At 70.5% G+C, this 23,333-nt stretch carries 21 protein-coding genes; 10 read left to right on the top strand and 11 right to left on the bottom strand.

Going from position 1 to position 23,333, the window contains the following annotated elements; genetic code table 11:
- Positions 1 to 23: 23 nt before the first annotated feature.
- Positions 24 to 2,660, bottom strand: coding sequence for an ABC transporter permease/substrate binding protein (locus ACFVW8_RS30550; RefSeq protein WP_389695656.1), 2,637 nt, complete (start codon positions 2,658 to 2,660; stop codon positions 24 to 26).
- Positions 2,653 to 3,717, bottom strand: coding sequence for a glycine betaine/L-proline ABC transporter ATP-binding protein (locus ACFVW8_RS30545; protein ID WP_389695654.1), 1,065 nt, complete (start codon positions 3,715 to 3,717; stop codon positions 2,653 to 2,655). Before ACFVW8_RS30545 ends, ACFVW8_RS30550 begins: the two co-directional genes overlap by 8 nt.
- A gap of 319 nt (positions 3,718 to 4,036) precedes the next feature.
- On the opposite strand from ACFVW8_RS30545, the gene ACFVW8_RS30540 reads away from it, so the two are divergent.
- Positions 4,037 to 4,945 carry a 5'-3' exonuclease H3TH domain-containing protein gene (locus ACFVW8_RS30540; protein ID WP_389695665.1) on the top strand — a complete coding sequence of 303 codons (909 nt, stop codon included), beginning with the start codon at positions 4,037 to 4,039 and terminating at the stop codon, positions 4,943 to 4,945.
- 61 nt (positions 4,946 to 5,006) lie between these two features.
- Entirely contained in the window at positions 5,007 to 5,849 is an 843-nt protein-coding gene (locus ACFVW8_RS30535; RefSeq protein WP_389695652.1) for a siderophore-interacting protein, read from the top strand.
- Positions 5,850 to 6,009: 160 nt separating this feature from the next.
- On the opposite strand, the gene ACFVW8_RS30530 is transcribed toward ACFVW8_RS30535, so the two are convergent.
- The 3 genes from ACFVW8_RS30530 to ACFVW8_RS30520 form a co-directional block, all read right to left on the bottom strand.
- On the bottom strand, positions 6,010 to 6,789 hold the full coding sequence (locus ACFVW8_RS30530) for an ABC transporter permease (RefSeq protein ID WP_389695650.1): 780 nt from the start codon (positions 6,787 to 6,789) through the stop codon (positions 6,010 to 6,012).
- The gene (locus ACFVW8_RS30525; RefSeq protein ID WP_389695648.1) at positions 6,786 to 7,799 is read right to left on the bottom strand and encodes an ATP-binding cassette domain-containing protein; all 1,014 of its coding nucleotides are present in this window, start codon (positions 7,797 to 7,799) and stop codon (positions 6,786 to 6,788) included. Before ACFVW8_RS30525 ends, ACFVW8_RS30530 begins: the two co-directional genes overlap by 4 nt.
- Before the next feature lie 216 nt (positions 7,800 to 8,015).
- The gene (locus tag ACFVW8_RS30520) at positions 8,016 to 8,678 is read right to left on the bottom strand and encodes a PadR family transcriptional regulator (protein WP_389695646.1); all 663 of its coding nucleotides are present in this window, start codon (positions 8,676 to 8,678) and stop codon (positions 8,016 to 8,018) included.
- A 204-nt stretch (positions 8,679 to 8,882) separates the two neighbouring features.
- Here ACFVW8_RS30520 and ACFVW8_RS30515 point away from each other — a divergent pair, with 204 nt between their 5' ends.
- Positions 8,883 to 9,467 carry a sigma-70 family RNA polymerase sigma factor gene (locus ACFVW8_RS30515; protein ID WP_389695644.1) on the top strand — a complete coding sequence of 195 codons (585 nt, stop codon included), beginning with the start codon at positions 8,883 to 8,885 and terminating at the stop codon, positions 9,465 to 9,467.
- A complete protein-coding gene (locus tag ACFVW8_RS30510; protein WP_389695642.1) occupies positions 9,464 to 10,246 on the top strand; it encodes an anti-sigma factor domain-containing protein in 783 nt (260 codons plus the stop codon). The genes ACFVW8_RS30515 and ACFVW8_RS30510 overlap by 4 nt, the downstream gene beginning before the upstream one ends.
- Positions 10,247 to 10,588: 342 nt before the next feature.
- Here ACFVW8_RS30510 and ACFVW8_RS30505 read toward each other — a convergent pair whose 3' ends face one another.
- The 6 genes from ACFVW8_RS30505 to ACFVW8_RS30480 form a co-directional block, all read right to left on the bottom strand.
- Positions 10,589 to 11,392, bottom strand: coding sequence for an enoyl-CoA hydratase/isomerase family protein (locus tag ACFVW8_RS30505; RefSeq protein WP_389695640.1), 804 nt, complete (start codon positions 11,390 to 11,392; stop codon positions 10,589 to 10,591).
- Between the two features lie 252 nt (positions 11,393 to 11,644).
- Positions 11,645 to 12,451, bottom strand: coding sequence for a DUF1295 domain-containing protein (locus tag ACFVW8_RS30500; RefSeq protein ID WP_389695638.1), 807 nt, complete (start codon positions 12,449 to 12,451; stop codon positions 11,645 to 11,647).
- Positions 12,448 to 13,803: a class I SAM-dependent methyltransferase gene (locus ACFVW8_RS30495; RefSeq protein WP_389695663.1), complete on the bottom strand. Its 1,356-nt coding sequence runs from the start codon at positions 13,801 to 13,803 to the stop codon at positions 12,448 to 12,450. The genes ACFVW8_RS30500 and ACFVW8_RS30495 overlap by 4 nt, the downstream gene beginning before the upstream one ends.
- A complete protein-coding gene (locus ACFVW8_RS30490; protein ID WP_389695661.1) occupies positions 13,803 to 15,050 on the bottom strand; it encodes a class I SAM-dependent methyltransferase in 1,248 nt (415 codons plus the stop codon). The genes ACFVW8_RS30495 and ACFVW8_RS30490 overlap by 1 nt, the downstream gene beginning before the upstream one ends.
- A 32-nt stretch (positions 15,051 to 15,082) precedes the next feature.
- Positions 15,083 to 15,808 (bottom strand): DUF1365 domain-containing protein, encoded by a 726-nt coding sequence (locus ACFVW8_RS30485; protein ID WP_389695659.1) that lies wholly within the window; start codon positions 15,806 to 15,808, stop codon positions 15,083 to 15,085.
- Positions 15,802 to 17,076, bottom strand: coding sequence for an NAD(P)/FAD-dependent oxidoreductase (locus ACFVW8_RS30480; RefSeq protein WP_389695636.1), 1,275 nt, complete (start codon positions 17,074 to 17,076; stop codon positions 15,802 to 15,804). Before ACFVW8_RS30480 ends, ACFVW8_RS30485 begins: the two co-directional genes overlap by 7 nt.
- Before the next feature lie 233 nt (positions 17,077 to 17,309).
- Between ACFVW8_RS30480 and ACFVW8_RS30475 the strand changes: the two genes are divergently transcribed.
- The 6 genes from ACFVW8_RS30475 to ACFVW8_RS30450 all read left to right on the top strand — a co-directional run bounded on the left by ACFVW8_RS30475 (position 17,310) and on the right by ACFVW8_RS30450 (position 23,136).
- Complete coding sequence (locus ACFVW8_RS30475; RefSeq protein WP_389695658.1) at positions 17,310 to 18,878, top strand: sulfite oxidase; 1,569 nt, start codon at positions 17,310 to 17,312, stop codon at positions 18,876 to 18,878.
- Positions 18,879 to 18,994: 116 nt separating this feature from the next.
- Positions 18,995 to 19,639 (top strand): fasciclin domain-containing protein, encoded by a 645-nt coding sequence (locus ACFVW8_RS30470; RefSeq protein WP_389695634.1) that lies wholly within the window; start codon positions 18,995 to 18,997, stop codon positions 19,637 to 19,639.
- Positions 19,640 to 19,710: 71 nt separating this feature from the next.
- On the top strand, positions 19,711 to 19,890 hold the full coding sequence (locus ACFVW8_RS30465; RefSeq protein WP_389695632.1) for a hypothetical protein: 180 nt from the start codon (positions 19,711 to 19,713) through the stop codon (positions 19,888 to 19,890).
- A gap of 4 nt (positions 19,891 to 19,894) precedes the next feature.
- Entirely contained in the window at positions 19,895 to 20,932 is a 1,038-nt protein-coding gene (locus ACFVW8_RS30460; protein ID WP_389695630.1) for an ADP-ribosylglycohydrolase family protein, read from the top strand.
- Positions 20,933 to 21,017: 85 nt separating this feature from the next.
- Positions 21,018 to 21,461: an SPW repeat protein gene (locus ACFVW8_RS30455; RefSeq protein WP_389695628.1), complete on the top strand. Its 444-nt coding sequence runs from the start codon at positions 21,018 to 21,020 to the stop codon at positions 21,459 to 21,461.
- A 223-nt stretch (positions 21,462 to 21,684) separates the two neighbouring features.
- Positions 21,685 to 23,136 carry an FG-GAP-like repeat-containing protein gene (locus ACFVW8_RS30450; RefSeq protein WP_389695626.1) on the top strand — a complete coding sequence of 484 codons (1,452 nt, stop codon included), beginning with the start codon at positions 21,685 to 21,687 and terminating at the stop codon, positions 23,134 to 23,136.
- Positions 23,137 to 23,333 lie beyond the last annotated feature (197 nt).

Raw genomic sequence — 23,333 nt, 5'->3', positions numbered from 1 at the left:
CCCCTGGTGGGGGCGCGACGGGGTCAGTGCTGCGGAGCCATCTTGTCCGCGATGCCCGGATTCTTGTCCATCCAGACCTTCACGGCCTCTTCCTCGTGTCCCGTACCGAGCTTCTGGATCTCGTTCTCCAGGCCGCCGAGCTGGTCCTCGCTCAGCTTGAAGTTCTTGAACCACTTGGTCAGCTGCGGGTAGTTCTTCGGGAAGTCCTTGGAAGCGATGGTGTGCAACCGGTCGCCGTCACCGAAGGCCTTCTTCGGGTCCTGGAGCTTGGTCATCTTGTACTCGTTGTAGGCCCAGTGCGGGGTCCACAGGAGTACGGCGATGGGCTCCTTCTTGGCGTACGCGCGCTTCAGCTCGGCGAGCATGCCGGGCGTCGAGGAGTCGACGACCTTGTACTCCTTGTCGAGGCCGTACTTCGGCAGCACGTTCTTCTTGAGGTTCTCCATCGTGGCCGTACCCGGCTCGATGCCGACGATCCGGCCCTTGAACTCCGAGCTCTTGCCCTTGAGGTCGGCCAGCGTCTTGACGTCCTTGACGTAGCTGGGCACCGCGACCTCGATCGAGGTGGGGCCGTACCACGAGCCGATGTCCGTCAGCTGGGAGCCGTACTTGTCCCAGTAGTTCTTCTGGGTGTACGGCAGCCAGCCGTCGAACTGCACGTCGAGCTGACCGCGGGACATCGCGGTGTACATCGGGCCGACCTCGAACTGCTTGAGGTTGATCTTGTAACCGCGGTTCTCCAGGACTGCCTTCCACAGGTACGTGGCGGCGATGTCCTCCTCCCAGGGGAACCAGGCCATCTCGACGGCGCGCTCGCGCTCGTCCTTGCCGTTGGCACCCTTGGAGGTCTTGGCCTTCGCGACCGGAGCCGCCTTGTCGGCGAAGCCCGGGTTGGCCTTGAGCCAGGTACGGACGGCCTCCTGCTCCTTGCCGGATCCGCTCTTCTGGATCTGCGCCTCAAGACTGGTGAGCTGGTCCTCGGTCATCTTGAAGTTCTTCAGCCACTTGCCGACCTCGGGGTTCTCGTCGGAGAAGCCCTTGCGGCTCAGCGTGTGGATGCCGTCGCCCTTGCCCCAGAGGTTCTTGGTGTCCTTGAGCTTGGTCAGGTCGTACTGGTTGTACGCCCAGTGCGGCGACCAGAGCGGAACCACGATGGGCTCCTTCTTGGCGTACGCGCGCTTCAGCTCGGCCAGCATGGACGGCGTGGAGCCGTCGACGACCTTGTACTCCTTGTCCAGGCCGTAGCCCGGCAGGATCTTGTCCTTGAGCAGGCCCGTCTCACCGGCACTCGGCTCGATGCCGACGACGCGGCCCTTGAACTTCGAGCCCTTGCCCTTGAGATCATCCAGGGTCTTGACGTCCTTCACGTACGAAGGAACGGCCAGCTCCAGGGTGGTGGGTCCGAACCAGGAGCCCATGTCGTCCAGGCGGTCCTTGTACTTCTTCCAGTACGCGGCGTGGGTGACCGGCAGCCAGGAGTCGGTCTCGAAGTCGATCTGGCCGCCCGCCATACCGGTGTACAGCGCCCCGGCCTCGTACTGCTTGGCGTCGACCTTGAAGCCGCGCTGCTCCAGCAGCTCCTTCCAGAGGAAGGTGGAGGCGATGCCCTCGTCCCACGGGATGTAACCCATGCTGATCGTCTTGCCGGCGCCGATGTTCTTGGAGTCGGTGCTCGCGGTGTTGTCCGAGTCCGAGGAGCCGAACAGGCCGATGCCACCGGCCACGAGTGCGAGGACGACGATGCCGGCCACGGCGACGACGGGCTGCGGGCGGTAGTTCCACAGCTTCAGTCCGCCGGTCGCCGCCTGCGCCTTGGCGAGCGCGCGTCGGGCCAGCGGGGAGACCTCGCGGCCCAGGGCGCTGGTCATCCGGTCCAGGTACATGGCCAGGACGACGATGGAGATGCCCGCCTCGAAGCCGAGGCCGACGTCGACGTTGCCGATGGCGCGGTAGACGGCGCCACCGAGGCCGCCGCCGCCGACCATGCCGGCGATGACCACCATGGACAGGCCCAGCATGATGACCTGGTTGATGCCCGCCATGATCGTGGGCAGCGCGAGCGGCAGCTGCACCCGCAGCAGGGTGTTGCGCGAGGTGGTGCCGAAGGCCTCGGCCGCCTCGACGAGTTCACCGTCGACCTGACGGATGCCGAGCTCGGTCATTCGCACGCCCGGAGGCAGCGAGAAGATGATGGTGGCGATGACACCGGGGACCACGCCGACACCGAAGAAGATGACGCCGGGGATCAGATAGACCATGGCGGGCATGGTCTGCATGAAGTCGAGGACCGGCTGGGTCACCGCGCTGACGGCCTTGGAGCGGGACGCCCAGATACCGAGCGGCACGGCCAGCACCAGCGTCACGATGGTCGCCACGAGCACCAGGGTGAGCGTGTCCATCGCTTCGTCCCACAGATCGACGGAGTCGATGAGGGCGAAGCCGACGAACGCGAGCACACCGGCGAGCAGACCGCGCAGCCACCAGGCGATGACGGCGACGATGCCCGCGAAGAGCAGAGGCGCGGGGGCGGATATGACGGCGGCTATGCCGTCGAACATGTTGCTGACTATGGAGCTGATGAAGTCGAAGAGCCAGGCCAGGTGGGTCTGGAGCCAGTCGACGGCGGAGTCGACCCAGTCGCCGAGGTGGAGCCTAAACACTTGCCACCTTCTTCAGCGAAGCCGCGGCGTCCTGAGGAGCCTCGGCGGGGGTCATCGGCTCGCCGAGCACAGCCAGCAGCCGGGACCTGGGCACGACGCCCACGAGCTTGCCCTTGTCATCGGTCACCGCGACCGGGACACCGCTCTGCGAGCAAGGCGTGAACAGCTCGATGATCGGGGTGGACTCGGTGACGGTGGCCGGGGCCTCCCGCAGGACGTCCTCCGGGGTGCGGAGTTCCTTGCCGCCGTCGGTCTTGGTGCCGATGGCGGTGTCCGGCTCGGCCATGATCGCGCTCGCGGTCAGCACCCTGGAGCGGTCCACGTCCTGGGTGAAGGAGGCGACGTAGTCGTTGGCCGGCGTGACGAGGATGTCCTCGGCGGTGCCGAGCTGGACTATCTCCCCGTCGCGCATCACGGCGATCCGGTCACCGAGGCGCATGGCCTCGTTGAGGTCGTGGGTGATGAAGACGATGGTCTTCTTCAGCCGCTTCTGCAGTTCGAGGAGCTGGTCCTGCATGTCACGGCGGATCAGCGGGTCGAGTGCGCTGAACGACTCGTCCATGAGGAGCAGGTCGGCGTCGGTGGCCAGTGCGCGGGCCAGGCCGACACGCTGCTGCATACCGCCGGAGAGCTCGTCGGGCCAGGAGTTCTCCCAGCCCGCCAGGCCGGTCATCTCCAGGGCCTCGGTGGCGCGCCGGTTCCGCTCGTCGCGCGGCACACCCTGCACCTCCAGCCCGTAGCCGGCGTTCTCCAGCACGCTCCGGTGGGGGAAGAGCGCAAAGTGCTGGAACACCATGCTGATCTTGGTGGACCGGGTGTGGCGGAGCTCGGCCGGGGTCAGGGCGGTCAGGTCCTGGCCGTCGAACATCACCTTTCCGGCGGTGGGCTCCAGCAGTCCGTTGAGCATCCGCAGCAACGTGGACTTGCCCGAGCCGGACAGCCCCATCACGACGAAGATCTGGCCCGGTTCCACTGTGAACGAGGCGTCGATCACCGCTGCGGTCGTTCCGTCGGCGCGCAGCTCGTCGCGGTCCGAGCCGCTCTCGAGTTTCTGCACGGCTTGATCGGGTCGTCTGCCGAAGACTTTGTACAAGTGTTCGGCTTGCAGCCTTGACACATACACCTCACGCGTTGAACCGAAAACGGTCTGCCACCCCTCCGGCAGACCGTGGAGCGCGCGGATTCGGTCCGCAGGCCACGTCCACATAGTTGAAAATGCGACGTGGTCCGCTCCGATGCCGCGCCTGCCCCCGCTTACACGGGTCAAACACAAGAGTGACCCAGGTCACATAAAAGCGGCCCCAGTTCGGGAACCGCGTCCTCGTCCGCCACTGTCAGCAGGGTGCGGCATCATCAGGGGTGTGACGCGACGCCTGATGCTCCTCGACACCGCTTCCCTCTACTACCGCGCCTACTTCGGGGTCCCCGACTCCGTGCGCGCACCGGACGGTACTCCGGTCAACGCAGTACGCGGACTGCTCGATTTCATCGGCCGGCTCGTGCAGGACCACCGGCCCGACGATCTGGTCGCCTGCATGGACGCGGACTGGCGTCCGCACTGGCGGGTCGAGCTGATTCCCTCGTACAAGGCGCACCGGGTCGCGGTGGAGACGGCCGACGGGCTGCCCGACGAGGAGGAGACACCCGACACACTGGCTCCGCAGGTGCCGATCATCGAGGACGTCCTCGACGCCCTGGGGATCGCCCGGGTCGGTGTCGCGGGATACGAGGCCGACGATGTGATCGGTACGCTGGCGGGCCTGGCGGCCGGCCCGGTCGACATCGTCACCGGCGACCGGGACCTGTACCAACTGGTGGACGACGCCCGCGGGGTGCGGGTGCTCTACCCGCTGAAGGGCGTCGGTTCGCTCCAGGTGACGGACGAGGCCTGGCTGCGCGAGAAGTACGGGGTGAACGGCTCCGGCTACGTGGACCTGGCACTGCTGCGCGGCGACCCGAGCGACGGGCTGCCCGGCGTGCCCGGCATCGGCGAGAAGACGGCGGCGAAGCTGCTGGACGCCTTCGGCGATCTGGCCGGAATCATGGCAGCGGTGGACGATCCGGCCGCGAAGCTGACGCCCTCGCAGCGCAAACGGCTCGACGAGGCCCGCGACTACGTGGCCGTGGCGCCGACGGTGGTGCGGGTCGCCGGTGACGTACCGCTGCCCGGCTTCGACCCCGCCCTGCCGGCCGAGCCGCGCGACCCGGCGGCGCTCGAAGCGCTGGCGGACCAGTGGGGGCTGGGCGGCGCCCTGCAGCGCCTGCTCTCCACACTCCGGAGCTGAGGTGTTAGGTTAGGTGACCCTAAGGACGACGGTCCGGGTAGGACAACACAGGGAGAACCTCGTGGCAGAACGACCGGCGCGACAGGCACCCAAGGCGCAGGGTGCGCAGGTCCTGCGCACCGAGCAGATCACCCCCCACATGATCCGGGTGGTCCTCGGCGGTGACGGTCTCGCGGAATTCGCGCTCTCCGGTTTCACCGACCACTACGTCAAGCTGTGCTTCGCTCCCGAGGGTGCCGACTACGCGCACCCCTTCGACATGGCCGCCATCCGCGAGGAGTTCCCCCGCGAGCTGTGGCCCACCACCCGTACGTACACCGTGCGTTTCTGGGACCCGGCCACCCGGGAGCTGGCCATCGACTTCGTGGTGCACGGCGACGAGGGCCTCGCCGGCCCGTGGGCTGCCCGCGCCAAGGCCGGCGACCAGGTGACGTTCCTGGGCCCCGGCGGTGGTTACGGCCCCGACGCCTCGGCCGACTGGCATCTCCTGGTGGGCGACGAGAGCGCACTGCCGGCCGTCGCCGCGGCGATGGAGCGGATGCCCGAGGGCGCGGTGGTGCACGCCTTCGTCGAGGTCGAGGACGCCACCGAGGAGCAGAAGATCGCCACGCCGGACGGCGTGAAGGTGCACTGGCTGCACCGCGGCGGCCGCCCGGTCGGTGAGGCGCTCACAGCCGCTGTGAAGGAGTTGGAGTTCCCGGCGGGCGAGGTACAGGCGTTCGTCCACGGCGAGGCCGGCTTCGTCAAGGAAATCCGCCGCCACCTGCGGCTGGACCGCGGGATCCCGCTGCCCCGGCTCTCGATCTCCGGTTACTGGCGCCTGGGCAAGGACGACGACGCCTGGCGCACGGTCAAGCGCGCCTGGAACGAGCAGGTGGAGCGCGAGGAAGAGAGCGCCGCGTAGGGGAACGGGACGCCCCCGGCACCCCGGCTCGACTGTGCCCCGGTCCGCGGACCGGGGCACGCTCATGTGCGGCCCCAGGTCCCGGCGCCCCCGACCGCTTTCCCGGCGACCGGCCCGCACCGGTCGAGGACACGGTGCCGGGCCGGTGACGCCGCGTCGGTCAGACCGACTTCTGGTACGAGCGGAAGGTCCGGGTCGACAGCAGGACAGCGACCGCGGCGAGCACCAGCAGCGCTGCCCCGCGGCTGAGCACCAGCCCCCAGTCCGGGTCGGCGGTCAATGCGGAACGGCCTGCCACCATCGCCCAGTTGACCGGGTTGAAGTCGGCGATATGCCGCATCCAGGACGGCATCTGGCTCGGTGCCATGAATGACGACGACAGGAAGGTCAGCGGCAGCAGCAGGAAGGTGTTGATGCCGATGATGGACTCCCGCTCGCGGACCAGCATGCCCAGGGCGTTGGAGAACGCGCCGAACACCGATCCGAGCAGGATCGAGGCGACGACCAGGATCACCAGACCGCCCACCCCGCCCGGGTAGGTGGCACCCGCGGCCCAGCCGAGCAGGACGATGACCACGGACTGCAGAGCCGTACTGATGCCGTTCTGCACGACGTTGGCGTTCATCAGGGCGTTGCGGCTGACGGGTGTCGTCAGGAAGCGGTTGAGCGTGCCGCGCTCGATCTCCTCCAGAGTGCCCATCCCGGCCCACATGCTCGATCCGAGCGCGCTCATCACGACGATGCCGGGGATGAGGTAGTCGAGGTAGGACGTGGTGCCGAAGCCGCCCAGCTCGACGACCTTCTTGAAGAGGTTGCCGAACAGGAAGAGCCAGATCACCGGCTGGATCAGCGAGATCGCCAGGAAGACCGGCTGCCGGAGGATCGCCAGCAGCTGGCGCTGGGTCATGTACCAGGTCTGGGCCAGGGCCTGACTGCTCATCGGGGTCCTCCTGCGGCGACCGGTGCGGGGGTGCTCTGTGGTCCGGCCGACTCCGCCTCGGAGAAGCGGCGGCCCGCATAGCGCAGATAGACATCGTCGAGGGAGGGGCGGGCGACCGTGGCCGCGGCGACGGCCGCACCGGCCCGCTCCAGAGCGCCGAGCAGCACCGGGACGGCTGCGGCGCCGTCGTCGGCGCGAACGCTGACCCGTCGGCCCTCGACCAGCACCTCGTGCATGCCGGGCAGCCCGGCGACTGCGGCGGTGACCGCGCCGCGGTCCGCGTCGGCGCGCAGTTCCATGTGGACCGCGTCACCGCGCAGTTCGCCCTTGAGCTCGTCGGGCGTGCCCTCGACGACGACCCGGCCGCGGTCGACGATCGCGATGCGCTCGGCGAGCCGGTCGGCCTCCTCCAGGTAGTGCGTGGTCAGCACGATGGTCAGCCCCTCTTCGCCGGCCAGCCGGGAGATCTCCTCCCACATCGCCGTGCGGGCCTCGGGGTCGAGACCGGTCGTCGGCTCGTCGAGGAAGAGCACCTCGGGGCGGTGGACCAGGCCGAGCGCCACGTCGAGCCGGCGCTGCATGCCGCCCGAGTACCCCTTCACCTGGCGCTTCGCGGCGTCCGCGAGGCCGAAGCGGTCCAGCAGCTCATCGGCGCGGTGCTGGACGGCGGCGCCCCGCATCCCGTACAGCCGGCCCTGGAGCACCAGGTTCTCGCGGCCGGTGGCGACCGGGTCGGCGCCGGACTTCTGGGCGACCACACCGATGGCCCGGCGGACCTGGTCGGGACGGCGCAGGACGTCGTGCCCCGCGACCGAGGCGGTGCCGGAGTCGGGGCGGGCCAGCGTGGTGAGGATCTTGACGGTGGTGGACTTCCCCGCCCCGTTGGGCCCGAGAAGGCCGAAGACGGTGCCGGGCGAGACGGTGAGGTCCATGCCGCTGAGCGCGGTGACATCACCTGGATAGGTCTTGATCAGTTGTCGCGCCTCTACAGCGGGCGCACGGGTGCTCATGGGCAGAGCTCTCCTGGGGTCGGCGGGGCACTCGGGTCTCCGAATGCCCGGTATGCCGGTCCGATCCGCGTGAGGAGTGCCGGGCTATCCTGGGTGTGCCGCACCTCGATCGCCTGGCCCGCCTTCACGGCATGTCCGGTCCGGGGTTCGTGGACCCTGGCGGGTACTGCTCCAACAGCACCTGCCGGGGTCCATTTTCTGTCGCTCCCTCTCCCGTCACATCCTGTGTTCGGGGTCGAGGACGTTCTCCTGCTCGTCGAGGTCCCGCCAGTCCTGCGGGACCTCGCCGGTCTCGTGGAAGGACTTCCACTCCTCGATGCCGCTGATGGTGGCGTCACCGAGCTCCGTGCGGAAGTTCCTGATCCACTCCAGCTGCGCCTCGATCATGTGGACCTGGTACTCGGTCTCCACGACGAAGACCCGGGGGAGCCTGTCACCCAGCTGGGCCAGCACCCCCCGGAGCGCCGCGGCCTGCATCGCCTGAGCCTGCTCCCGGTCCGCCAGGAGCTCGGCCACCTCGTCCGGCGGCAGGACCGGGAGCAGCGACAGTGCCGTGTCGAACGCGGGGAATTCGGCGGCCGGGACCGCGATCAGGTCGGACAGCCAGTCCAGCATCTCGGCCCGCCCGGTCTCCGTGATGCCGTAGAGCGTGCGCTCGGGGCGGTTGCCCTGTCGCTGCACGCCCGCGACCTCCACGTAACCGTGCTTCTCCAGGTTCTGGACCACGGTGTAGAGCGAACCGAAATTGATCTTGACGCTGTGCTGCTTGCCCCGGCGGCGGAGGGTCTGGGCGATCTCGTACGGATGCATGGACCGCTCGGCGAGCAGCACCATCACCGTGAGCGCCAGTGGGTTGCTGAGCTTGCGCCGCTTGGCCACGGCCTCCGCCACCTCATCCCTCGCTGTCGAATACTCGCGGCCGAACATATCGCGATTTCCGGAGACGCGTCAACGGAACACGCCAACCACGATATATCGCGTACACCGGAAGGCGTGGAAGGATTTCACCCCTTGACCAATCCGTTGTGTCATGGGCTCCGAATCAACCACGGAGACCGATCACCTTCCTGGGAGGAAGTCCGCGTGAAAGAAGCCGTGCACATCAGCGGATTGGCCTCGGCGGGGCCCGATCTGCAGGAGCTCCTGGGGATGGTCGCCCGGGGTGACCAGGATGCCTTCGCGCAGGTGTACGAGGTGGTCTGCGGTCCGGTGCTCGGGCTCGTGAGAAGCGTCCTGCGCGACCCCGCCCAGTCGGAGGAGGTCGCCCAGGAGGTGCTGGTGGAGGTGTGGCGTACCGCGCCGCGCTTTCAGGCGGCCCGCGGCAGCGCCATGAACTGGGTGCTGACCCTGGCCCATCACCGCGCTGTGGACCGGGTGCGCTCGGTGGAGGCGACGACGGCCCGTGAGCACAAGGCCGCGCTGCTCGACCGCACCCCCGCCTTCGACGACGTCACCGAACAGGTCGAGAGCCGGCTGGAGCGCGAGCAGGTCCGGCGCTGTATGCGGACCCTGTCCGAACTGCAACGGGAGTCCGTCACGCTGGCGTACTACCGCGGACTGACCTATCGCGAGGTGTCGGAGCTGCTCGCGGTGCCGCTCGGAACCATCAAGACTCGACTGCGCGACGGACTGATCCGGCTGCGCGACTGCCTCGGGGTGAGCGCATGAGCAACGCCGGACTTCACACACTGACCGGGGCCTACGCCCTGCACGCGCTGCCGGACGCGGAACGCCGGGAGTTCGAACGCCACCTGGGCGACTGCGAGGCCTGTTCCGTGGAGGTGCGGGAGCTGTCCGAGACGGCGACCCGGCTCGCGCTCGCGGTGTCCATGACGCCCTCGCGGGAGCTGCGCGAGCGGGTGCTGCGGGAGGTGCAGACCGTACGCCAGGAGTCGCCCTCCAGCGGCCGCCGGGCCCGCTCCGGCGGGGCCGGGGGCGGCCGGGACGGCATGGGAAGGGCGGGACGCTGGTCGAAGTTCGCGCTGGCCGCCTGCCTGGCCGCCGCGGCCGGCTTCGGCGGCATCGCCGTCTGGCAGAACCAGGAGGCCCAGGACGCCCGCAAGGACGCCCGCGCCACCCAGCAGCGCAGCGAGCGGGTGTCCGAGGTCATCGCGGCGTCCGACGCCCGGTCGAGTTCGGCCACGCTGAGCGACGGTGTCAAGGGAACCGTGGTGGTCTCCCGAAGCCAGGACCGGGCCGTATTCCTCGCCTCGGGACTGGAGAGGGCACCGGGCGACAAGGTCTACCAGCTGTGGTTCGACGACGGCGGCACGATGCGGTCCGCAGGCCTGATGCAGGCGGCCGGGCCCTCGTCGACGACGTACGCCTCCCTGCTCGACGGGCCGGTGGACGGCGCCACGGGGATGGGCATCACGGTCGAGCCCGCGGGCGGTTCGAAGCAGCCGACCAGCACGCCGCTGGCGCTGATGAAGCTGCCGTCGGCATGAGCGGGGCCTGCGGGAGGCCGACCGGAGCCGACCGCTCCGGACGGCCGTCCGCAGGCCGCATGAGTCTCGCGACAACGGGCAGATGTCGCGTGTGAGGCCGCCACACCCGGCGCGTCCCCGCTTCCCCGGACGCGGTGGCCACGGCGCTCCCCCCGGGCCGGGTCGTCCCGGCGGGCCGAGGTCACTTCGCGGTGCCGGCTGCGCACCTCCGTCGTTGGGAGGCGACGGGGTGCGTGGCCCACTGCACCCACCGGGCGTGCCAGACCCCTCAGGGCCGGGCAGGGCCACGTGCCACCGGTGTTGGTCAGCCGTCCCAGTGCGGTGCGGACGGGCGATGCGAGGTCAGGTCGCCATGCCGAGAAGCTGGTGGGCGTAGGAGTTCCGCAGGTCGGTCATGAGACGACGCTGCCACGGCCGACTGGCGATGCCATGGGTCAGTCGACGGGAAGTGCGGGGCCTGGCCATGATGCGCGACGCGAGCTCGTGGGCGCGTGGCAGCAACTCCGCCCGCGGGAGGACCTCGTTGACGACACCGAGGCGCTCGGCCTCTTCCGCCGGGATTCCCTGGCCGGTGTAGATGATGTAGCTCGCTCTCTTGGGACCCACCAGTTCGCACAGTGCGAGGAACATTCCGTCACCGGGGATCGAGCCGACGCCGAAATTCCCGTCGCCGAAGACGACGTCCTCGGTGCAGAGAGTCATGTCGCACAGCAACGGAAGCTCCAGACGCGGGCCAGGACCGTTGATGGCCGCGATGGTGGGGACATCGATGTCGAAAACCAGTCGTTCGAGGAGTTTGACCCCGTCGTTGTACTGCTCGGCGACGAGGTCGCTGTCCCACTGACTCAATGGTTCGGCGAACGAGCCGGCTTCGACTCCGGCCAGCCAGGAGTCTCCGGTGCCGGTGATGACGACGACCTCGGTGTCCCGGTCCGCACCCACCTCCCGGAGCAGCAGGTTCCAGGCGTTCAGCAGCCCCCTGGACCAGCGGGCCTCCTCCCCCTGCCGGTGTATGCGGACGGTGAGGATGCCGTCCTGCCGGTCCAGCGTGAAGTGTGATTCGAACCGGGCCCGGTACTCGCTCAGCGACGGCCCGGGGATGAAATTGCCGAGGTCACGGTCCCGGCTGGTGATCGCTTCGGACATGGGGACCTCCCGGCTCGACCTTAAATGGGGTGACAGCCCGTTTATCACGATGACGCTAGCAGGAAGGGGGCGCCGTGATGGCGAACACGCAGGAGGGCCGGCGCTCGGGATCGCCGTCATCTCGGCCGGTACAACGGGAATGGCCGCACGTCCGTTCGGCGTGGTCATGGACGGTCTCCGGATCCACCCCGCGCATGACCGCCAGCCGCGGGTGGAGCGGTCGCCGAGGCAGACAGCCGCCGAGCCCGTCGGTCAGCCCCTGCGTGGCGGCCGGGGGAGGAAGCCGCTGGTCCTTGCGGTGTACGCGGCGAAGCCGGGGCGCTCGGCCATATGCCGTTCCAGCAGGGCCTTTCCACTGCCGCCGATGAGCAGGAAGCTCATCAGCACGGGAGCCACGACCGTGGCCGCGGCGGCCGCAGGAGCCTCGCAGACGATCAGGAACAGGCCCCACCACACGCAGAAGTCACCGAAGTAGTTCGGATGACGGGTCCAGGACCACAGCCCCCGGTCCATGATCCGCCCCCGGTTGCCCGGGTCCGCCTTGAACCGGGCCAGCTGGCGGTCCCCCACCGCCTCGAAGACGAGTCCGACCGCCCAGAGCGCGGCACCCGCCCAGGCCAGTGCACCGACCGGACCCCGCACATACCCGGCCGCCTGCACCGGCAGCGAGATCAGCCAGACCAGCGCGCCCTGGAGCAGGTACACCTTGCGCAGGGCGTACAGGGCGGGGCTGCCCGGCGCCCTGTCCAGCATCGCCGCGTACCGCGGGTCCTCCCCGTGTCCCCTCCCCCTGCGGGCGATGTGCCAGGCCAGGCGCAGCCCCCACACCGCCGTCAGCACGGTGACCAGGAGCCGCCGGGTGCCGTCTCCCCCGCCGCCGGCCGACATGCCGTACGAGACGAGCGCGACGGCCGTGAAGCCGAGGCCCCACGCGATGTCCACGACGCGGTGCACGCCCTTGCGCAGCGCGACGGCGAACGTGACGAGCATGACGGCGAGGGCGGCGCCCGCGCAGGGCGCGAGGCCCTGAGCGAACGCCGCCCATCCGAAGCCGTTCATCCGGTGACCCCGGCCGTCGCACCGTCGCGGCCGGCCTGTTCGGCGTACCAGCCGTGGCGGGTCGCGGGCATCGCCGCCGCACCGGTCCTCTCCGGCCGTACGGAGAGGATCTGGTCCACGCCCATCCGCCGTTCCTCGAAGGCGAGGGCGCCACCGGCCAGATACAGCCGCCACACCCGCACCGTCTCCTCGCCGACGAGATCGGCGAACTCCGGCTGGTTCTGTTCCAGGGTGTGCCGCCAGGCGTCCACCGTCCGGACGTAGTGCTCGCGCAGCCCCTCGACGTCACGCACCTCGAGCCCGGCGCCCTCCAGCAGCCCGACCGTCTCACCGAGCGGGCGCATGTGCATGTCGGGGGCGATGTAGGACTCGATGAACGCTCCGCCGCCCGGGGCGTCGCGGCCCCGCGACATCTGCTGGACCAGGACCCTGCCGCTCGGCCGGACCATGGAGTGCAGCGTCGCGGTGAAGGCGGGGTACTCCGCGTCCCCGACGTGCTCGCCCATCTCGACGGTGGACACGGCGTCGTACCCGCCCTGGTGGCCGGGCGCCCTGTCGATGTCGCGGTAGTCGCAGCAGCGGACCTCGACCAGATCCTCCAGCCCCCGCTCGGCCACCTGCGCCCGCACGTGCGCGGCCTGTTCCCGGGCGAGCGTGACGGCGGTGACACGGACCTGGTGGCGCTCTGCGGCGTACAGGGTCAGCGAACCCCAGCCGCAGCCGATGTCCAGCAGTCGCGACCCCGGGCGCAGGCCCAGCTTGCGGCAGATCAGCTCCAGCTTGTCGCGCTGGGCGTCGGCGGGGCCGTAGCCGGGTGCGTCGCTGGTCCAGTAGCCGCAGGAGTAGGCCATCGTCTCGTCGAGAAGCAGCGCGTAGAAGGCGTTGGAGAGGTCGTAGTGGTGGCTGATGGCGGCCCGGTCGCGGGACTTGCTGTGCAGTACGCCGTGCAGTCCTGCCCGTGCGGCGGGAACGGGCGGGCGGGGGCCCACCGCGCCCAGGCGCAGTGCGGTGCGCGCGGCCCGCAGCCGGTCGCCGACGCCGGGGCGCGGCGGGCGCAGTCCGCGTTCGCGTACCGCGTGCCGCATCGCCCGCAGCCCTTCGGCCAGGTCTCCCTCGACGTCCACGTCGCCGGTGATGTACGCCTCTGCGAGGCCGAGCTCGCCGGGCGCCCAGAGCAGCCGGCGCAAGGCGCGCCGGGACCGTACATGGACCAGGGGGCCGTCGGCGGCGCCGGTCTCGCTGCCGTCCCACATCCGCACCCTGACCGGCAGCGCTCCGTCGAGCAGCTGCTCGACGAGGGGTTCAAGTCGCTGGGCCGCGCCGTTCGTCGCCTGCTTGCCGGTAAGTGTCATCACGCGGATTCCTGACGGGTCAGCAGCAGTTGCCGCACATGGAGGTAGCCGGAGCGGAATCCCGCCTCGGAGTAGGCCAGATAGAAGGTCCACATGCGGCGGAAGACGGCGTCGAAGCCGAGTGCGTCGACTTCCGCGGTCCGCTCGGCGAACCGTTCCCGCCACAGCCGCAGCGTCTCGGCGTAGTGCGTGCCGAAGTCGTCGCAGCGGTCGACGCGCAGCGCGGTGTGGCGGGCCGTGACCCGCTCGATGGCCTCGACGGACGGCAGGAGTCCGCCGGGGAAGATGTACTTGTGGATCCAGGTGAAGGTGGTGCGGGAGGCCCGCATCCGGTCGTCCGGCATGGTGATGGCCTGGAGGGCGATGCGGCCGCCGGGGGCGAGTCTCTCCTCCAGGGTGCGGAAGTAGACCGGCCAGTACTCGGCGCCGACCGCCTCGATCATCTCGACGCTGACCACCGCGTCGTAACTCCCTTCGACCTTCCGGTAGTCGCAGAGCCGGACGTCGACCCGGTCCGCGTAGCCGGCCTCCTCGATCCTGCGGCGGGCCAGGTCCCGCTGTTCGCCGGAGAGGGTGACGGAGACGACCCGGGCGCCACGGGCGGCGGCGCGGATCGCCAGTTCTCCCCAGCCGGTTCCGATTTCGAGGAGTTCGGTGCCGGGCCCGACGCCGGCCAGATCGAGCAGCCGGTCGATCTTGCGGTGCTGGGCCGCGGGCAGTGCCTCGGGGTCCGCGGGGAAGCTCCGGAAGACGGCGGAGGAGTAGCTGAGGGTCTCGTCGAGGAAGAGTGCGAAGAGATCGTTGGACAGGTCGTAGTGGTGGCTGATGTTGTGCCGGGCGCCTTCGGGAGTGCCCAGCTGCTCCGGGGGGCGGCGCCCGGCCCAGAGCCCGCGCAGTTTCTGCAGCGGTTTCGGGATCAGGGTGGCGACGTGGTCGGCGAGGACGGTCAGTACACCCACCGGATCGGGTGAGTCCCACTCCCCCGCCATGTATGACTCACCGAAGCCGATCAGCCCGTTCACCCCGATCCTGCGGAAGAAGGCGGCGGGGTCGCGGATGTCCAGCAGAGGGCCGCCGAGGCCGATGTCGTCCCGCCCGGCGAGCCGGGCGCGCAGCGGGAGCCGGGCCAGTGCGCGGCACACGAGCTGTTCGGCGACAGCGGTCCGCAGCCTCGACGCGCGGGGCGGCCGGACGATGTCGGGCCAGCGCTCAGGGTCGGTGCCGGGGGCATGCACCGGGGGCGGCATGGCGGGGGACGGGGAGTGGGACGTGGACACGCTCACTGCATTCCTTCCTGAGTGGTGTGGCGGGGGCGGGGCTGCACGGGCAGTCCGCGCAGCCATAGGCGGATCCCGTGCAGCCGGATGGCGGCCGAGACGACCGCCGTCGACCAGGGGTGGAGCAGCGCCAGCCGGAGCAGTACGCGCGGGGTGACCGGGCGCCGCACCCCGCGGACGGTGGCGGTGAAGGGCCGGATGCCGGCCCGTTCGAGATGAACCGTCAGGTCGAGCCGGGGGCCGGGTTCGGGGAGCCGCATCCGGTAGGTGCCGTCGACGTCGAAGAACGGCGAGACGTAGAACTCCTTGCCGGTGGACGCCCGGCCGGCGGGGTCGGGTTGGAGCAGGTAGCAGTGGCGTTCGCCGTAGGTGTTGTGCACCTCGGCGACCGTGCAGAGCGGGGTTCCGTCGGCGCGGCGGCACCAGTAGACGGTCAGCGGGTTGAAGACATGGCCGAAGACCCGGGCCTGGGTGAGCATCCGTACGGTTCCGTCGCCCAGGTCGACGCCGTTCGCGGACAGGAACCGGCTCAGCCCGGCCCGGATCGTCGGGGCCGTGCCGCCGAAGTGGTCGCGGGGGTCGAAGCCGGCCAGGAGGCGCAGGGCGGCCGGCAGCGGCGGCGGCCCGTCCGGGTCGATCAGCCACAGGTAGGTGCGGTGCCGGAAGGCGTACCTGCCGGGCGCGGACCGTACGTGGGCGATGGTGCAGGGGTAGAGGGCGTTCACCAGTCCACCCCCAGGGCTCCGGCCGCCTCCGCCCCCGAGCGGCAGCCGTCCTCGTGGAATCCCCAGCCGTGGTACGCCCCCGCGTAGGCGGTGAGCGGTCCCGACAGGGCGGGCAGCCGGGCCTGTGCGGCCACCGACTCGGGCGTGTAGACGGGGTGTTCGTACACCATGCGGGCGCGGACCAGGCCGGGGGCGACGCGGTCGGCGCCGTTCAGTGTGACGACGAAGGTCTCCGGGGCGTCGAGGCGCTGGAGCCGGTTCATGTCGTAGCTGACGGTGACGCGGTCGGCGCTCGCGGCGCAGGACGGCATCAGGTAGTTCCAGGAGGCGCGGGCGCCCCGGGCCCGCGGCAGCAGCCGGGTGTCGGTGTGCAGGAGCGTCGGGTTTCGGGAGTAGCGGAACGCGCCGAGGGTGCGGCGCTCCTCGTCCGTGGGGTCGGCGAGCAGCCGCAGTGCCTGGTCGGGGTGGGTGGCGACGACGACGGAGTCGAACTGCTCGGTGGTGTCGTCCGCGGTGACGATCTCCACGCCGTCGGGGTGCCGGCGCACGGTACGGACCGGGGTCGCGGTGCGGACGGCGCCGAGCTTTTTGGTGATCCGGTCGACGTAGGCACCCGATCCGCCGGTGACGGTCCGCCATGCCGGGGAGCCGCCGACCGAGAGCATCCCGTGGTGGTCGAGGAAGCGGAAGAGGTAGCGGGCCGGGTAGCGCATCGCGGTCACCGGGTCGCAGGACCAGACGGCGGAGACCACGGGGGTCAGGAAGTGTGCGGTGAAGTACGGGGAGAAGCGGCCGCGGGCGGCGAATTCGCCGAGCGTCATGGTGTCCGCCCCGGGTCCGCCGTCCGCCAGGAGGCGCCGGGCGGACCGGTGGAAGCGGGGCACCGCGGCCAGCATCCGCAGATAGTCCGGGTTCCGGGCGGCACCCGGCCGGGCGAGGAGGCCCGCCGGGCCGCGGGCGCCCGCGTACTCCAGTCCGCAGCCCTCGCACCGCACGGACATGCTCATCTCCGACTCCTGCGTGGCGACACCGAGTTCCGCGAAGAGACGCAGCAGATGGGGGTAGGTGCGCCGGTTGTGCACGATGAAGCCGGAGTCCACGCGGTGGACCCGGCCGTCGGATGCGGGCAGCTCATGGGTGTGCGCATGGCCGCCGGCCCGGTCGTCCGCCTCGAACAGCGTCACGTCGTGGGCCGTCCGCAGGATGTGCGCGGCGGTCAGTCCCGCCACGCCGCTCCCCAGCACGGCCGTCCGTCGCCGCTTCCCTGTCATGCCGCTCCCTTCGAGCACGGGCCCCGGTCGCTCCTCCTTCCGTTTCCGGAGGAGCGGCGGATGCCTCTCTGATAGTGATTCGTTGCAGCTCGCGCCGCGGATTGGCCGTGATCAGTTCTCATCCATTCGGGTGACAGACCAATCCGCCGGGCGTCCGGCGACGAATCCCGGTCGTGAGCGAAGATCAGAACGATGCGAAGGACGGGGCCCATGGGTCCCGGCGGTCCCGCTGGGTGCGTGCTGCTGCCGCCGCGCTCAGCGGTCTGATCGCCGGTTTCTGCGCCCTGGCTGTCGCCGAGCTGGCGGCGGCGGCCATCCGTCCCGAGGCGGGTCCGGTGGCGGCGGTGGGCGGTGCGGTCATCGACCGCACTCCCCCGGCGCTCAAGGACTTCGCCGTCCGGAACTTCGGCACCAACGACAAGCTGGTCCTGGAGCTGGGCATTCTCCTTCTCCTGGCGGGCTTCGCCGTGGTGATCGGGGTGCTGGCGCTGCGGTACCGGGTGATCGGCTCGGCTGCCGTTCTGGTCTTCGGTGTGGTCGGGGCAGTCGCAGCGGTGGGACGGCCTGAGGGTCGGCCCTCCGACGCGCTGCCCTCGGTGGTGGGTGCCGTGCTGGCCGCAGGAGTGCTGTATTTCCTGGTCGGCCGGCTGGCCCCGGCGTCCGGTCCCTCCCCCGCGGCTGGCGGGAGGGGCGGGGAGCCGGTGTACGGCACCTTCGACCGGCGGGGCTTCGTCATCGCGGCGACCGCCGCGGCGGCGGCCTCGGCCGGCGCCGGCCTGTTGGGGCGGCGGCTCACCTCCGCGGTCCAGGCCGGCGCCGCGGCATCGCGGCGGGACCTGGTGCTGCCCGTACCCGATTCGGCGGCACCGGCCGTACCGGCGGGCGCCGATCTGAAGATCCGGGGCCTGAGCTCGTTCGTCACACCGAACAAGAGCTTCTACCGGGTGGACACGGCGCTGGTCGTCCCCCATGTCGACGCGGACGGATGGCGGCTGCGCATTCACGGCAAGGGTGTGAAGCGCCCTGTGACGCTCAGCTTCCAGGACCTGCTGCGCCGCGAGATCATCGAGCGCGACATCACCCTGACCTGCGTGTCCAACGAGGTGGGCGGACCGTATGTCGGCAACGCCCGGTGGATCGGCGTGCGGCTGGCCGATCTGCTGCGCGAGGCCGGGGTGAAGCCGCCCTCCAGCGGCGGGCCCGCGGACCAGATCATCGCGCGCTCGGTGGACGGCATGACCATCGGCACCCCGGTGGAGACGGTCATGGACGGACGCGACGCCCTGCTCGCCCTTGGCATGAACGGGGAGCCGCTGCCCTTCGAGCACGGCTTCCCGGTCCGGATGGTCGTACCCGGCCTGTACGGATACGTGTCGGCGTGCAAGTGGATCAAGGACATCGAACTGACCACGTTCGACGACTACGACGCCTACTGGGTCAAGCGGACCTGGTCCCGGCAGGCGCCCATCAAGACCGAGTCCCGGATCGACACCCCCCGGCCGTTCGCCTCCCCGAAGGCCGGCACGATTCCGGTCGCCGGGGTCGCCTGGGCGCAGCACCGCGGGATCTCGCGGGTCGAGGTGCGGGTGGACGGCGGCACCTGGCACCCCGCGCGACTCGCGGCGGAGGACGGCCGGGACACCTGGCGCCAGTGGGTGTGGGAATGGCCGGCCACCTCCGGCAGCCACACCCTGGAGGTCCGCGCGACGGACCGCACCGGCGCCACCCAGACCGACAAGCGGGTCGGCACGGTGCCCAACGGGGCGACCGGCTGGCACTCGGTGGTGGTCGACGTGTCCTGAGCGACACCACCGTCTCCCGGCCCGCGTCCCGCCCGGGGCCCTTCCCGGACCGCGCCCACTCACCTTTCGTCACTTACTGCAATCACTCGATTACACACCCGAACCAGGAGCACATCATGAAGGTCAATCACATCCGCCGTGCCGCCGTCGCCGTGTCCGCGGCAGTGGTCCTCCCGCTGGCACTGTCGGCCTGTTCCAGCGATTCCAAGGACAGCGCGTCCGGCTCCACCGCCAGCTCGGCCAAGGCCTCGGCCCCGGCCTCCGCGGACGACTCCATGAACATGGACAAGCCGTTCGGCCCGGGCTGTGCGTCCGTGCCGAAGAACGGTGCGGGCTCCTTCGACGGCATGGCGAAGGACCCGGTCGCCACGGCCGCCTCGCACAACCCGGCGCTGTCCACCCTCGTCACCGCGGTGAAGAAGGCCGGCCTGGTCGACACCCTCAACAACGCGCAGAACATCACGGTGTTCGCCCCGACCAACGACGCCTTCGCCAAGATCCCGAAGGCCGACCTGGACAAGCTGCTCGCCAACAAGGCGGAGCTGACCAAGGTGCTCACCTACCACGTGGTCGGCAAGAAGCTGACGCCGAAGCAGCTGGAGAAGGGCTCCTTCGACACCCTGGAGAAGGGCAAGCTGACGACGTCCGGTTCGGACATGTCGTACACCGTGAACGACTCCTCGAAGGTCGTCTGCGGCAACGTCCCGACCGCCAACGCGACGGTCTACATCATCGACACGGTCCTGATGCCCCCGAAGTAGCGGGCAGCCGCGGGGCGGTGCACGCTCACCCGGCAACCAGCCGGAGGACGTGACCCCCACCGCACCAGCGGATGCACGACGGTCCCACCGGAACCGGCCAGGGCGCCACGCCTCCCTGGCCGGTTCCGGCTGTCACCAGGAGCTGCACCGGGCCCTGGGGCGGGGCGCCCGGCGGGCACCTGGTGCGGGCCGCCGTGCTGCTCGGCACGGCCCATCGCGCGTACCTGATGCGGCAGCCGTCCGTACGCTGACCGGATGAATTCCCTGAACAGGCAGGACCGGGTGGCGGGTGCCGTGGTCGGGTCGGCGGTGGGCGACGCGTTGGGCGCACCATTCGAGTTCGGTCCGGCGGGCGTCTACACGGCCCGATTCCCGGACGGCAACGGGACGATGTGCGGCGGCGGGGGCTGGGACCCGGGCGAGGCGACGGACGACACGCAGATGGCCGTGCTGGTCGGGGAGTCCCTGCTGGAACACGGCGGTCTCGACCTGCCCGATCTGTTCGGCCGGTTCCAGCGGTGGGCCGCTGCCGAGCCGAAGGACATCGGGCTCCAGACGGAGTCCGTACTCACCGGCGGCGACCCCTGGGACCTCGCGGCGGCGCTGCACTTCCAGGTCAACGGCCGGGCGGCGGGCAACGGTTCACTGATGCGCGCCGCCACCTCCGCCGTGTTTTTCGCGCGGCCCGGCCCGACGGCGAGCGGTGCTCCGGCGCAGTACGACGCCCGGACACCGGGCGAAGCGCGTGCGGCGACCATGGACGCGGCCCGCCGGATCGCCGCGCTGACGCATGGCGACCGGGCGGCCTGGGAGGGCACCGCCGTTCTTCACGAACTGGTCCGCACGGCCCTGCACGGCGCCGATCCACTCGCCGCCGTCCCCGACGCCCTGGCCGCCGTGCACCCGGACCACCGCGAGCGCTGGGCCACCGCCCTCGACTCCGGGTGGCACCCGGACGCGGCGACCGAGTTCAACGGAGCGGTGTGGCCCTGTCTGGGCACCGCGCTGTGGGCGTTGCGCACCACACGGTCCTACGAGAACGCCCTCGCTGTGGCGATCGATACCGGTGGGGACACCGACACCGTGGCGGCGGTGACCGGGGCGCTGGCGGGCGCGGTGTACGGCTTCACCGCGATCCCGTCGCGGTGGACCGGGCCGCTGCACGTCCCGCTGCCGGGGTACGGCGAACGGGTGCTGCGCACCCCGGATCTGGTGGCGCTGGCCGAGCGGCTGGACGGCCGTCGCGGCGATGCGGATCCTGCCGAAGTCACGCCCCCCGGAAACTACACATAAGCGACAAATAAGAGCAGAATGGCAGAGCAGGCCGCTTGTCGCACAAGGCGCGTCCTGGCCTGCGGGAGCGAAGGAGACGAACCTCATGTCAAACCTCTCGCACGCCGGCCAGGATCTGGCCGGACACCCCGATGCCCCGGAGATGAGCGACCGATACGCCCGTGTGATGGGTGGCCGCGATGTGGCACTCGTGGACGCACCGGTGTTCCTGCTCGGCCTGTACTGCGCCATCTCCCCCTGGGTGCTGCACTTCACCACGAGCCAGACCACCCTGGTCAACCACAACCTGATCATGGGGATCGCCATCGCCGTGCTGGGTCTCGGGTTCAGCGTGATGCCGCAACGGATGTACGGCCTGAGCTGGGCGATCTGCGCCATGGGCGCCTGGATGATCATCTCGCCCTGGGTGGTGGGCAGCAGCCCGGACATGGGCGTCGTCCTCAACAACGTCATCGTCGGCGGCCTGGCCGTCCTGCTGGGGCTGGTCGCCGCAGGCGCGTCGTTGAAGAGCGGCCGCGGCCGCTCGTAGATCGCGCCCGTCGGGCCGGTACGGCCCGCACCGTGGAGGGTTCACGGTGCGGGCGTCGGTGTGCCCGGGCCGTGGCGTGATCCGCACCCGGCGCCCGTGAAGGTCTTCGTGGCGACCACAACTATTCATCACGCTCACAGGTCTTGTGGGTTGACGGCGGCCGCCGACCGCCCCCGGGGCGACCGGCGGCCGCACAGCGGAAGCACAGGACGGGAGTGGGCATATGGCACGGCATCTGATGGCGTGTACGGCTCTGGCGACGGCCGTGGCAACGGGCGCCCTGGTGGCAGTAGTACCCGCCGCCTTCGCCGCACCGGGTCACGGGACGACGGGGGCCTCGCAGACTCCTCGCAAGGCCGCCGCCGCGGCGCCGGGTGACGTGGACGGGGACACGTTCGGCGACCTTGCGGCGGGCGCTCCGGAAGGCACCGTCGCGGGGTACGCGAAGGCGGGCTACGTCTCGCTCGTGTACGGCACCGCCCAGGGCGTGCGGGTGAGCCGGCACAAGGGCATCACCCAGAACACGGCCGGCATTCCGGGCGTTCCGGAGGCCGGTGACCGGTTCGGCTCGTCGGTGGCCATGGGCGACGTGGACGGCGACGGGTACACGGACCTGGTGATCGGTTCGGGCGGCGAGGCCATCGGGACCGTGGCGGGCGCGGGCGCGGTGACGATCGTCTTCGGCGCCAAGGGCGGGCTCGGCTCCGACGCCATCGCGTTCCACAATCCGAAGCCGGCCGCGCGGGAGGCGTTCGGCGACAATCTGACGGTCGGCGACTTCGACCACGACGGACGCGACGACATCGCCGTCTCCACCGGTACCAAGGTGAACGTCGTACGCGGTGCGAGCAATCTGCGGGACATCGACGAACCGAAGATGACCGCGTTCGCGCCGCCCGGCGGCGGGGCCGGAATGGGGCCGATCACCTCGGGCGACATCAACGGCGACGGCTACTCGGACCTGGTCACACAGGCCTACTCCGACGACGGGGCCGACGAGGGGACCCTCGGAGTGCTGCCGGGTTCGGCGCAGGGGCTGAAGACGACGCCGATCGGCCGGACGGGACTGCCGTTCACCGGCTACAGCGTCGTGACCGGTGACATCACGGGCGACGGGCGGGACGACGTGGTCGTGGACACGACCGGGTCCGACGGTCCCGACGAGTTCCTGATGCGGATGTTCCCGGGCACCGCCGCCGGTCTTGGCGAGGGTGTGCCCTACGGCGGTCCGGTCGAACCGGGCACCGCGGGCGTGCTCGCCGACACCGACGGCGACGGACACGCGGATCTGGTGACCTCGGTCGTCGGCACTCCGGACTCGGACGGCATCCAGAATGCCGGCGAGCTGACGATCGTCCCCGGGACGTCAACCGGTCTGGACGCGGCCCACGCCCGGAAGCTGAACCTGGACTCGCCCGGAGTGAGCGGAGTGATGGAGGGCAACGACCAGTTCGGGCTGTCGGTGACGGCCGGGGACTTCGACGCGGACGGCAAGGCGGATCTGGCCGTGGGCGCGCCCGGCAAGTATCTGCAGACGGGCGCGGTGAGCGTGCTCCCGGGCTCGGCGTCGGGACCGACGGGGGCGGGCTCGATCCTCTTCACCCCGGAATCCCTGGACCACCCGGCCGTGAAGGCACGCTTCGGTGCGGCCGTCGGGGCGACGCTCACTCCCTGAAGGCGACGCCGTTCCATCCGGCCGGTGCGAGACCCCGGCCGGACGCGGCCCCCGACCCATCCCCGGCGCCGACTCCAGCTCCTCCCCCACCGAGGCCCCTCCCGGCTCCCATCCAGCCCCTCCGGCGTTTGAGGAGCGGGGTCCGGGGCGGAGCCCCGGTTACGGGAAGGGGCGGGTAGGGGAACAGGCCCCCCGCA

The organism is Streptomyces sp. NPDC058221 (genome assembly GCF_042882365.1).
GTDB lineage: Bacteria > Actinomycetota > Actinomycetes > Streptomycetales > Streptomycetaceae > Streptomyces.
Note: the sequence above shows the minus strand (reverse complement) of the source record. Positions and strands in the feature narration are given on the sequence as shown.